The sequence below is a fragment of the Petrocella sp. genome (genome assembly GCF_059865615.1).
Map to the genome: position 1 here is coordinate 92,431 of NZ_JCBCDA010000110.1, position 12,362 is coordinate 104,792.

Consider the following 12,362-nt stretch of genomic DNA (forward strand, 5'->3'; position numbering starts at 1 on the left):
GGTAATAAAAGAAAATATTATGAAGTTTTGTAATTCTTTAGGTATAAAAGCAGTTGGCTTTGCTGGTGCTATGCCTTTTTATTACCTAGAGGATGACTACCACTATAGGCAAGAGCATTATTTAGATTGTCCATTTGAAGTTAGGGATTCTCTTGCTGATTTAATAGATCCTAAAAGAATCAAAGAAGATGGCAAATCATTCATTTGTATCTTAGAGCCTCATCAGCCTTATTCTAGAACCAAATCATCAAGTGATACCGGACATATGGCGAGTGGTACTGCTTCTGTTGATTATCATACTGTTTTAGATGAACATCTTGAAAAGCTACAATTATTTCTAGTAGAAAACTATAATATACATGGCGTTAAGCTCTGCGATACATCTCCTTTATCCGACCGTGCCATCGCGGTACGTTCCGGATTAGGTGTCTTACGTCGTAACAATATGTTCTATCATAAAACCATGGGAAGTTATGTTAACATAGCCGCCTTACTCATTGATTATGATTTAGAGGCTATAGATTATGTGATGGAAGCCATGCCATGTGGTACTTGTCAGATATGTAAAGTAACTTGTCCAACAAAGGCGATTATTGGAGATGGAACCATAAATAGTAGTAGATGTATATCTTACTTGACCCAAAAAAAAGAATTATCAGAGGCAGAATCTAAGATGATTGGGCGTATGATTTATGGATGCGACATTTGTCAGATTAGATGTCCTGCCAATAATAAAGTGCAGAATCCTTTTGTAGAACTCTTAGTTGACAAGGACGTGAACCTAATCAACTTGCTTAATATAGATAAGGCTACGTTTAATGCGACCTACAAAAAGACGGCTTCCGGATGGCGAGGCAAGCGAACTTTGCAACGCAACGCCATTGCGGCTATAGGTAATTCGGGTGACACTGGGATGATAGATATCCTGAAAAATTATGAACATGACGATAGAAGTATCATCCGTAGTGAAGTTCAAAGAGCAATAAAGCGTTTAGAAAACATCGAGGTGGAGTAATATGGCTTATTGGGGTTCTAGAGGTTTAAGAGGTAGTACATTAGAAGAAATGGTTAATATAACCAATGAACGCTATTTAGAACATGGTCTGGCACTTATTGAAAAAATCCCAACGCCGATCAAACCCATAACCTTAGGGAAAGAAAGTGGCACCATAACATTGGCTTATTTTGAGAAAAAAAGCAGTGTAGACTATATTGGTGTTGTTCAAGGCATTCCCATTTGTTTCGATGCCAAAGAGACTTCAAAAGAATATTTCCCACTCAAAAACATCCATGAACATCAGATTACTTATATGCAAACGTTTGAAAAACAAGAAGGTGTTGCCTTTATGTTGATTTATTTTTCTAAGCAGAACCGTTATTTCTTCCTGCCTTTTAGAATCATATTGAAGCATTGGGAAGAAGCAAGAAGCGGTGGCCGTAAATCCATACCTATGTCTGCCTTTGATGCCACCCTTGAAATCAAAAGCAAATCGGGTTATCTTGTACATTATCTAGAAGCATTAGGCAAATACCTTAGTAATAACGGAGAATAATGCTAAAAAACTTGCCAATAAGTTTCTTATGCTATATAATTAGCAATTGTGCGATTAAATGTAAAAAATTTGCACAAAATCAATCGTTTGGATTCATCAAATGTCGGAATTATGGGTAAACAGGTGTTGTTTATGTTACTTTCTTGATGGATCCATATGTGCCATTAGAAAGAGGAAAACATGAATAATATTTCAGAATTAAGTTTATCAGATTCAATTTACAAAGCGCTTAAGGATATGAATTTTGAACAGTTAACGGATATTCAAGAGTTAGCGATCCCTATACTTCTTGAAGGAAAAGACCTGATTGGACAATCTCAAACAGGGACAGGAAAAACAGCTGCTTTTGCCATTCCCTTACTTGAAAAAGTTGACCCTGTGGTAAAGAGTCCTCAAGCAATCATCTTATGCCCAACTAGAGAGTTGGCGGTACAGGTTGCAAATGAGTTTAACAAAATTGGGAAGTACATGAGAAATATAAAAACAGTCGCTGTATATGGTGGTGAGCCAATCTACAGACAGATTACCCAACTTAAAAGGGGAGTACAAATCATCATTGGAACCCCCGGACGAACCATAGATCATATTAATCGTGGCACCATCAAGTTAGATGATATCCATACCATGATTCTTGATGAAGCCGATGAAATGTTAAAAATGGGCTTTAGAGAAGATATTGAGCAGGTGCTTAGTAATATGGACACAGCCAATGTACAGACGGTCCTTTTTTCAGCTACCATGCCTCAAAGTATTATTGATATTACAAAACATTATCAAAAAGACCCTGAACTTATAAAAGTGAAGTCGAAGCTAATCACAGCAGATACAATAACACAACAATATCTTGAAGTTAAAAGAAGTCATAAGATTGAAGCCATTTCAAGAATACTTGAGGTTGATAAGCCAAATCGTTGTATCGTATTTTGTAATACAAAATCATCTGTAAATGATGTGTGTGATGCCTTAATGCTTAGAAATTTTTCATCCGATAAGATCCATGGAGATCTTAAACAAGAAATGCGTATGGATGTTCTAAAGAAGTTTAATAATTCTCAAATCAATGTTCTTGTTGCTACCGATGTCGCAGCACGTGGTCTTGACATACAGAATGTGGATATCGTAATTAATTATGATGTTCCTGATAAGGCAGATTATTATGTACATAGAATCGGTCGAAGCGGACGTGCAGGTAAAGAGGGACGTGCCATTACCCTTGTCAGCACCGGAGACCGTCGTTTACTTCGAGATATCACAAGTTATACTAAAACGGTCATTGAAAAAATTGCTATTCCTACCAATATAGAAGTCAATGCTTCTAAAATCACTGATTTTATTGATGAACTTGATGAAATCATAAGGGGCGGAGACATGCATGAATATATGTCTATTTTGAATCAAATTGATACGGTTCATCCTCTTGAAGAAATTTGTGCTGCATTAATTAAAAAAACATTATCATTAGATAAAAATCATCATGAAAATGACATTAACTTTAAGCTTGGTGATGATAAAGGTCGTCAGCGTCAATCTTTTGGCAGCAACAGAGATCGTGGCAGCCGTGGTGAACGAGGTGCCGGTACTCAAAGAAATCGTAAAAGAGATGACAAGGATATGGTTCGTATGTTTTTTAATGTCGGTAATAAGGATAACTTGAAGCCAAAACATATTCTTGGTGCTATTGCAGGTGAATGTAATGTTAAAGGTAGCCAAATAGGGGCTATTGATATGCTTGACAAGTTTACTTTTGTCGACGTTCACAAAGATATTGCCAAAATTGTCCTTAAGAAGATGGAAGGCAATAAGATTAATAATAAAAAAGTTTCTGTTGAGATTGCTAAGACTTCAAAAGAAAAAAATATATAAGAATAAAAGTAAGGAAGTCTCTAAGGGTAAAAGCTTAGAGGCTTTTTTTAAAAGAACTATTAAGAAATTTATTTTTGTGATAATATGAATTCATGGGATTTACGGTTGACAGGATCTAGGAATTGTTTTATAATAATATTTAATTTATCGAATTAGCAATCTACCACTTTACCATAACAAAGCACTGGAGGCGCATATGAGAGATAAGCAATTACATACACCGGAAGGTGTAAGAGATATTCATTGTAATGAAGCTCTAAAGAAAAATGAAATCCAAAGACGGATCATGGCTGTATTTCATCATTATGGCTTTTTAGATGTACAGACACCAACTTTTGAATATATTGATGTTTTTAGTCATGATTCAGGTACGATAGATATTAAGAATATGTATAAGTTCTTTGATTCTGATGGTAATATTTTGGTTATGAGACCGGATATTACACCCTCAGTAGCTAGAATGATGGCAACGGGATACCATCATGAAAATATACCTAAAAGATTCTGTTACCTTGGCAATGCTTTTAGAAATATCGAAAGCTATCAGTTGAAGTTAAGAGAATTCACTCAAGCAGGCGTAGAATTAATTGGTATTGATAATGAAGATGCCGATGCCGAAATAATTGCAATTGTTATTCAATCTTTGTTGGCAGTAGGCCTAAAAGATTTTCAAATTGATATTGGTCAGGCCGGATTTTTTAAAGGTTTGCTTGAAGAAGCTGGTCTAGATTCAAAGTACGAAGAAGAATTACGAATGTTGATTGATCAAAAAAATTATATAGCAGTAAAAGAGTTGCTAGACAGCCTTGAGTTAGATCAATCTCATAAGAAGGTACTTCTTGATCTACCTAAATTCTTTGGCGATGTGAAGGTGATAGAGCAAGCTAAAGCAACGACTATGAATAAAAAGGCTTTAGCTGCATTAGAGCGGTTGGAACGTATTTATAGTATTCTATGTGATTATAAAGTTGAACAATATGTTTCTTTTGATCTTGGTATGGTGAGTCAGATTAATTACTACACTGGTATTGTCTTTAGAGGCTACACTTTCGGAACAGGTGTATCTATTGTAGATGGTGGCCGTTATGATACCTTGTTGGAAGAATTCGGTCATAGTGCACCCGCTGTAGGCTTTGCTATAATTGTGGATGAAGTCATGAACAGTATAGACAGACAACATATTGAGATTAAGGTACCGAGTACGGATACTTTATTGTTATATAACCGAAAATCCAGAACTATGGCTATATCTGTCGCCGATCGTATGCGTAGAGAAGGCATGCGGATTGAGATTGGAATGTTGGATCGTGATTTAGACGAGAATATAACCTATGGTAAAAAGAATCGTATTGGTGGTATTATGAATTTTTTGTCTCTAGATGAAGTGGAACTGGTTAATCTAAAAACCAATGAAAGAAACACGGTGGATGTTAAATCACTTTTCTAAGAGATCGAATAACGGATTCTAAAAAGAACAGGATGAAAGGTGAATATTATGAGATATTTAACATTTGCTCTTGCTAAAGGGCGATTGGCTAAAAAGACTTTAGCTTATTTAGAAGAAGTTGGTATTACATGTGAAGAGATGAAAAGTGATACAAGAAAACTGATTTTTGTAAATGAAGAACTAAAACTAAAGTTCTTTTTGGCAAAGGCCAGCGATGTGCCAACCTATGTGGAGTATGGTGCTGCAGATATTGGTGTGGTTGGTAAAGATACAATATTAGAAGAACGTAAAAACTTATATGAAGTTTTTGATTTAAAACTTGGGGTCTGTGATATGGTGGTAGCCGGTCCGGAAAGTGCTCGTAATCAGCTTTTGCACAGTTCCTCTATACGCGTTGCTACTAAGTATCCCAATATTGCTAAGGACTATTTTTATAATAAAAAGAATCAAAAAGTTGAGATTATAAAACTAAATGGTTCCATAGAACTGGCACCTCTTGTTGGGCTGTCAGAAGTGATTGTAGATATCGTGGAGACCGGTGCTACTTTGAAGGAAAACGGTCTAGTGGTACTTGAAAAAATATGTCCACTTTCTGCAAGGGTCGTGGTTAATCGTGTCAGTATGAAGATGGAAAATCAGCGTATTAACCGTATTATTGATGGTTTAAGAGATATCATCCAGTAAAGGAGATTAAGTATGAAAGTATACGATTTTACACAAGGTGAAGTTATTGATATTAAGAAACTTTTGGAAGACAGAGCGCCAGCTTCTTATGGAGATTATGAGACAAGCGTTGCAAAAATCATAAAGAACGTGAAAACCAAGGGGAATAAAGCCGTATTAGAATATACAGCCGAGTTTGACAAAGTAACATTAGATCAAACGACAATGAAAATAACACCTGAGGAAATTAGTAAGGCCTATGACCTTGTAGATGAGAAGCTGATTCGAGTTATAAGAAAAGCCAAGGACAGGATATATGCTTTTCATGCAAAGCAGAAGCAATACAGCTGGTTTGATACTGAAGAAGACGGTAGTATCATGGGACAAAAAATCACCCCACTTGAGCGCGTCGGTGTCTATGTACCAGGTGGTAAGGCTGTGTACACATCCTCTGTTATTATGGATGTGGTTCCGGCATTGGTTGCAGGTGTAAAAGAGATAGTTGTTACCACGCCACCGGATTCTACCGGTAACATCAACCCCCAAATACTGGTGGCTGCTGATATTTGTGGGATTGAAACCATCTATAAAATTGGTGGTGCTCAAGCCGTCGCAGCTTTAGCTTTTGGAACTGAAACCATAAAAAAAGTTGACAAAATTGTTGGACCCGGTAATATTTTTGTTGCTTTGGCAAAAAAAGCTGTTTATGGTCACGTCAGTATCGACTCTATAGCAGGGCCATCTGAGGTTCTGGTTATTGCGGATGAAACATCTAGCCCCAAATACATAGCAGCCGATCTTCTGTCTCAAGCAGAACATGATGAACTCGCTTCTTCAGTATTGATTACAACAAGTAAGACGATTGCTGAAAAGGTAAAGGAAGAAATAGAGCGTCAAACCGCATATTTAAAGCGTAAAGAGATTATAGAAGCCTCATTAACGAATTATGGTGTTACTATTATTGTTGATACGTTACAAGATGCTGTGGCCATCAGCAATGAGATTGCACCGGAACATCTGGAAATCTGTACGAAGAATCCTTTTGAACTGATGCCTTTTATAAAAAATGCAGGTGCAATATTCCTTGGAAATCATACACCTGAGCCGCTTGGGGATTATATGGCGGGCCCTAACCATGTACTGCCAACAAATGCAACGGCAAAGTTCTTTTCACCTTTGTCAGTGGATGATTTTATTAAGAAATCCAGTATTACTTTTTTTGGACGGGATGCACTAAAGTCACTCAGTGAAGATGTGATCTATTTTGCAGAATCTGAAAAACTAGATGCCCACGCTAACGCCATAAAAGTGAGGTTTGAAAATGATTAAGGATTACATACGTAAGGACTTATTGGATTTCAAACCCTATCATACACCACTTATGGCTTATGATATTAAGTTGGATGCCAATGAAAATCCTTACATACATAGCCCTTATGTCCTTGAAAGAATAAAGTCTTGGGTAGATGAAAAAGACAATCTAACCCGTTACCCTGACACAGATGTACATGTTTTAAGACAAAAGCTTGGCGCTTATCATGGTGTTTCCGAAAATGAAATCATATGTACAGTGGGATCAGATCAGCTTATTGATCTGATTATAAAAGTATTTGTGGAACCGGATGATGGTGTCCTCGTACCCAATCCTTCTTTTAGTATGTATGGTTTATCAACAGTACTTAATCATGGCAAAGTTATATCTTATGAACTAAATGACGATTATGATTATGATTATGATTTAATCCTAAAGAGATATAAGGACCATAAGCCTAAGCTTGTATTCATTTGTACACCCAATAACCCTACTGGAAATAGAGCTTCAATTGAAGGCATGAAGATGATTTTAGATTATGTGGACTGTCCTGTTATTATTGATGAAGCCTATGAAGAATTTGATGGCGACTCCATGGTTTCCTATATTCATACCTACAGCAACTTAATTGTGTTAAAGACTTTTTCTAAGGCCTATGGTATTGCAGGTCTTAGAATCGGGTATGGTATTGCAAGTAGGGAGATGATTGAAGTGGTCAATATTGCAAAACCACCTTACAATTTATCCGCCTTTTCTCAAGCAGTTGCATTTTTCATATTAGAGGATATAGATTACTATAATGCTCTAGTTGATAGAATCAAAAAGGAAAAAGAAAAATTATATCAGTTTTTCTTGAGTATGAGTTGTTTTGAAAGGGTCTATCCGTCAAAAGCTAACTTCATTCTTGTTAAAATTAAGAATATGGATTTAATGACCTATCTACAGGATCATAGAGTTCTCATAAGAAGTTTTGGCGATACAGGTAGACTTGCTTATCATATGCGGATTACAATTGGAACAGAAGATGAGAACAGACGTCTCATGGCATTAATAAAGACTTATGAACTTTAAGGAGGAGCTATGACAAATCGTTTATGTACTATGCATCGAAAAACAAAAGAAACAGACATTGAAATGAAGCTCAATATTGACGGATCCGGCAAATCAACTTTGAAGACGGGGATTGGGTTTTTCAATCATATGCTAACCCATATTGCTAAACATGGGCTTTTCGATCTTGAGATAACCTGCGTGGGCGATCTAGAAGTGGATTGTCATCACTCCATAGAAGACATAGGAATCGTACTTGGTAAATGTATTCGGGAAGCCATTGGTGATAAAGCTGGCATCAAGCGTTATGGGTCTTGTATCTTGCCAATGGATGAAACTTTGGTCTTGTGTGCACTTGATTTATCCGGCAGACCCTACATGAACTTTGATGTGGCCCTAACATCACTTCGCCTTGGGGATATGGATGTAGAAATGGTTGAAGAGTTTTTTATGGCTGTAGCCGTCCATGCCGGTATGAATTTACACATCAAATTACTGGATGGTTCAAACAACCATCATATTGTTGAAGGCATTTTCAAGGCCTTTGGCAACGCACTTGATCAAGCCACTCTTTTTGATTCGCGTATTATAGGCACAAGATCAACCAAGGGCATGTTGGAATAGGGGTGAAGCTATGGTTATAGGTATAATTGATTATGGTATGGGGAATCTACAAAGTGTGTGCAATGCTCTTGATTTTATTGGTGTCGAGCACTTTACCTCTTCTGACAAAGAAATCTTAAAGACAGCGAATAAGTTTATATTACCTGGTGTTGGTGCATTTGGTGATGCCATAAAACGCCTTCGAGAAAAAGGGCTCGACCAACTACTTATAGATATGAAAGCTGAAGGCAAACCGGTTCTTGGTATATGTCTTGGTATGCAATTGCTCTTTGACACCAGCACTGAATTTGGATTTCATACTGGTCTTGGACTTATAAAAGGCAAGGTTATTAAACTGGAAGTAGAGAATCTAAAAATCCCTCATATGGGATGGAACGCACTCAATATACAGAAAAGATCACCTTTATTTAACGGGCTACCTGAAGAAGCCTACGTGTATTTTGTTCACTCCTACCATCTGGAAACAGATGAGGATGTTGTTTCTGCAACAACCTACTATGGTAAAGATATTCAGATTGCAGCTCAACAAGATCATATATACGGCTTACAATTTCATCCAGAAAAAAGCGGTGATGTAGGCTTGAAGATTCTAGAAAATTTTGCTTTTTTATAAACTAGGTAGGTTAAAATATCAAAATTAAGATTCACGGTATCTTTTTGATACTTTAACCCGAGAAAGAGGACAATTATGAGGTTATATCCAGCAATAGATATTATCAACGGTCAGGCAGTACGTCTTGTGCAAGGTGACTATAAGAAAGAAACGGTGTATGATAAGGACCCCGTCCAAGTCGCTAAACAGTGGGAAGATGCCGGTGCCAATTACATTCATGTTGTGGATTTAGATGGCGCACAAGATGGCACATGGAAAAACAGAGAGACCATCTCTAATATTGTAAAAAGCGTTAAAATACCTGTGCAAACTGGTGGCGGAATAAGATCACTTCAAGACATTGAAGAACGGTTGTCTGTTGGGATTACAAGGGTCATTTTAGGCACAGTGGCCATCAAAAATTCGGAGCTTGTTTCAGAAGCAGTAAATAGATTCGGTCACGAGGCCATCGTAGTAGGTATTGATGCAAAAGACGGTATGGTGGCCATTCACGGTTGGGAGCAAGTAAGTGACATATCCGCTCTTGATTTATGCTTGAAGGTTAAATCCATGGGTATAACTACCATAATCTACACCGATATTGCTAAAGATGGGATGATGTTGGGTCCGAATATTGAACAGACCAGGCAGTTGATTCAAGAAACTGGTATGACTATCATTGCTTCAGGTGGCGTCTCTAATTATGAAGACCTAGAGAAAGTATCTCAAATTCAGGCGGAAGGTGTCATTATTGGAAAAGCCCTATACACAAAAGCCATTAATCTGAAAAAGGCTATTCGACAATTTGAAAGTAGGTGACCCTATGTTATCAAAAAGAATCATACCTTGCTTAGATGTTGATAAAGGCAGAGTTGTTAAAGGTGTTCAGTTTATAAACATCATAGATGCAGGTGATCCTGTAGAAGTTGCCAAAGCATATAATAAAAGTATGGCAGACGAAATTGTTTTTCTGGACATAACAGCCTCTCATGAAGGGCGTGATACCATTGTGGATGTGGTAAAGAAAACCGCAAAGGAGATTTTTATCCCTTTAACAGTAGGAGGCGGCATTCGAACAGTTGAAGATTTTAGAGCTATGTTGCTGGCAGGCGCTGACAAGGTTGCTGTTAATTCTGCGGCCGTAAATCGTCCGGAGCTCATTAAAGAAGCCGCTTTAAAATACGGAAGTCAATGTGTGGTTCTCGCTATGGACGCAAAACGAAACGATAAACGTAAATCATGGGATGTCTATATTAATGGTGGTAGAATTAATAAACATATAGATGCCATTGAGTGGGCAAAAAAAGCAGAAGCTCTTGGCGCAGGGGAAATTCTATTAACCAGTATGGATTGTGATGGTACAAAAGCCGGGTTTGATGTACAATTGACCAAAGCAGTAAGTGAAGCTGTGGGCATTCCTGTGATAGCATCCGGTGGTGCCGGTACAATGAAACATTTTTCAGACGTTTTGACAGAGGGTCTGGCAGATGCAGCGCTCGCCGCATCTTTATTTCACTTTAAAGAAATGGAAATAGTTGATTTAAAAAACTATTTACATAATCAAAATATACCTGTAAGAAGATAGGAGAATATTATGAATTTTAATGATTTCAAACTTGGGGAAGACGGTCTACTTCCTGCTATAGTGCAAGATTATATGACAAGCCAAGTGCTTATGATGGCCTACATGAATGAAGAAGCTTATACGAAAACGATTGAAACCGGTAAAGCCACTTTCTATAGCAGAAGCCGTAAATCCTTATGGATTAAAGGCGAAACATCCGGTCATTATCAAACAGTTAAAGAAATTGCACTCGATTGTGATCAAGATACGTTGCTTCTTAAAGTACACCAAGAAGGTAACGCATGCCATACAGGTGCTTATTCATGCTTCTATAGATATTTAGATAAGAATGAGGGTGACTATTTGGAAGTCGATACCTTTAAGCAAAAAGATGTCTTAAGTGGTGTCTTTGATGTAGTCATGGATCGAAAGGTTAATCCTAAAGAGGGTTCGTATACCAATTATCTTTTTGAAAAAGGGATTGATAAAATCTTAAAAAAAGTCGGAGAAGAAACGGCAGAAATTATTATTGGTGCAAAAAATGAAGGTAAAGAAGAAATGGTTTATGAAATATCAGATTTGTTATACCATTTAACCGTACTTATGGTAGAAAAAGGTGCTAATTGGGAAGATATATATAAAGAACTTGATAAGAGGCGATAGTTAAATTGTTTTCTACTGGAAAGTTCTTTGCAATATATCTTTTCTAAGACTTTCCTAATGAGCTTCTTTTTTGTGAAAATCATATAATATTCTTGACTATTACGTCCATAGGTTATACAATGTCATATGAATGGACAAAATGTTCTTTGTAAATGATAATGATTGTTAAAATGATAACGATGGAGGTAATGGAATGCATCTTACTCGAATTAAAGAGATTCTAGACGCACAAGTCATTGCAGGCAAGGGTGATATGAATCAAGAAATTGATTTTGGTTATGGTTGTGACTTAATGAGTGATGTTTTAGCTTATGTACAAAATAACATTGTTCTGTTAACAGGCTTGGTTCATCCTCAAGTTATAAGAACCGCTGAAATGTTAGATATAAAAGCAATTGTCATAGTAAGAGGTAAAGAACCTGGGTCGGATTTAATTGAGATGGCCAATCGTCGAGACATCGTGATAATGACGACCAAGCACTCATTATTTACCGCTTCAGGTCTTTTGTTTAAGAACGGCCTTATAGGAGAGGAGATTGCCCATAATGAACTTACATTTTGATGTTGAAGGTGGTGAGTTTATTTCTGCAGGTGTGGCTTCCAGTAAGGTGAAAAAAGTCTTAAAACAACTTGCTATACAACCGGAAATTATTAGGAAGATATCCGTTGCCATGTATGAAGCCGAGATCAATATGGTTATTCATGCCCATGGCGGCGTTATAGATGCTGAGATTATGCCAGATCATGTACATGTAGTTCTAAAAGATGAAGGACCAGGTATCGAAAATATTGAGCTTGCTATGAAGGCCGGTTACTCGACTGCATCCAGATTGGCTAGAGAAATGGGATTTGGTGCAGGTATGGGGCTTGCCAATATGAAAAAACATGCCGATATTCTTCAAATCGAATCAGAACCAGGTAAAGGAACAACGGTTGAAATTACAGTAAAGCTCTATCCTGAACAAGCTTAAGAAAAAATTGTGTTAGTAGTTGCGTCATTGTCATAAAGAGTTCTATAGGAGGCATCATGT

At 37.1% G+C, this 12,362-nt stretch carries 13 protein-coding genes and 1 pseudogene; all 14 read left to right on the forward strand.

Going from position 1 to position 12,362, the window contains the following annotated elements; all coding sequences use genetic code 11:
- The first annotated feature begins 19 nt into the window (after nt 1-19).
- The 14 genes and pseudogenes from queG (at nt 20) to AC6F8J_RS12390 (ending at nt 12,302) form a co-directional block, all read left to right on the forward strand.
- Nucleotides 20-1,015, forward strand: coding sequence for a tRNA epoxyqueuosine(34) reductase QueG (gene queG, locus AC6F8J_RS12325; RefSeq protein WP_500723654.1), 996 nt, complete (start codon nt 20-22; stop codon nt 1,013-1,015).
- Between the two features lies 1 nt (nt 1,016).
- Nucleotides 1,017-1,553 carry a Holliday junction resolvase RecU gene (locus AC6F8J_RS12330; RefSeq protein ID WP_500723655.1) on the forward strand — a complete coding sequence of 179 codons (537 nt, stop codon included), beginning with the start codon at nt 1,017-1,019 and terminating at the stop codon, nt 1,551-1,553.
- Between the two features lie 180 nt (nt 1,554-1,733).
- On the forward strand, nt 1,734-3,416 hold the full coding sequence (locus AC6F8J_RS12335) for a DEAD/DEAH box helicase (protein WP_500723656.1): 1,683 nt from the start codon (nt 1,734-1,736) through the stop codon (nt 3,414-3,416).
- A gap of 196 nt (nt 3,417-3,612) precedes the next feature.
- A complete protein-coding gene (hisZ, locus tag AC6F8J_RS12340) occupies nt 3,613-4,863 on the forward strand; it encodes an ATP phosphoribosyltransferase regulatory subunit (RefSeq protein ID WP_500723657.1) in 1,251 nt (416 codons plus the stop codon).
- Nucleotides 4,864-4,911: 48 nt separating this feature from the next.
- A complete protein-coding gene (hisG, locus tag AC6F8J_RS12345) occupies nt 4,912-5,547 on the forward strand; it encodes an ATP phosphoribosyltransferase (protein WP_500723658.1) in 636 nt (211 codons plus the stop codon).
- Nucleotides 5,548-5,559: 12 nt separating this feature from the next.
- Entirely contained in the window at nt 5,560-6,855 is a 1,296-nt protein-coding gene (hisD, locus tag AC6F8J_RS12350; protein ID WP_500723659.1) for a histidinol dehydrogenase, read from the forward strand.
- Nucleotides 6,848-7,909, forward strand: coding sequence for a histidinol-phosphate transaminase (gene hisC / locus AC6F8J_RS12355; RefSeq protein WP_500723660.1), 1,062 nt, complete (start codon nt 6,848-6,850; stop codon nt 7,907-7,909). The genes hisD and hisC overlap by 8 nt, the downstream gene beginning before the upstream one ends.
- Before the next feature lie 9 nt (nt 7,910-7,918).
- Entirely contained in the window at nt 7,919-8,512 is a 594-nt protein-coding gene (hisB, locus tag AC6F8J_RS12360) for an imidazoleglycerol-phosphate dehydratase HisB (RefSeq protein WP_500723661.1), read from the forward strand.
- Between the two features lie 10 nt (nt 8,513-8,522).
- A complete protein-coding gene (gene hisH, locus AC6F8J_RS12365; protein ID WP_500723662.1) occupies nt 8,523-9,125 on the forward strand; it encodes an imidazole glycerol phosphate synthase subunit HisH in 603 nt (200 codons plus the stop codon).
- A gap of 75 nt (nt 9,126-9,200) precedes the next feature.
- Nucleotides 9,201-9,923: a 1-(5-phosphoribosyl)-5-[(5-phosphoribosylamino)methylideneamino]imidazole-4-carboxamide isomerase gene (gene hisA, locus AC6F8J_RS12370; protein WP_500723663.1), complete on the forward strand. Its 723-nt coding sequence runs from the start codon at nt 9,201-9,203 to the stop codon at nt 9,921-9,923.
- A gap of 4 nt (nt 9,924-9,927) precedes the next feature.
- A complete protein-coding gene (gene hisF / locus AC6F8J_RS12375) occupies nt 9,928-10,689 on the forward strand; it encodes an imidazole glycerol phosphate synthase subunit HisF (RefSeq protein WP_500723664.1) in 762 nt (253 codons plus the stop codon).
- Nucleotides 10,690-11,331 (forward strand): annotated as a pseudogene (gene hisIE / locus AC6F8J_RS12380) (bifunctional phosphoribosyl-AMP cyclohydrolase/phosphoribosyl-ATP diphosphatase HisIE); the annotation flags it as partial.
- Between the two features lie 193 nt (nt 11,332-11,524).
- Nucleotides 11,525-11,893, forward strand: coding sequence for a DRTGG domain-containing protein (locus AC6F8J_RS12385; protein WP_500723665.1), 369 nt, complete (start codon nt 11,525-11,527; stop codon nt 11,891-11,893).
- Entirely contained in the window at nt 11,877-12,302 is a 426-nt protein-coding gene (locus AC6F8J_RS12390; RefSeq protein ID WP_500723666.1) for an ATP-binding protein, read from the forward strand. The genes AC6F8J_RS12385 and AC6F8J_RS12390 overlap by 17 nt, the downstream gene beginning before the upstream one ends.
- Nucleotides 12,303-12,362: the final 60 nt, after the last annotated feature.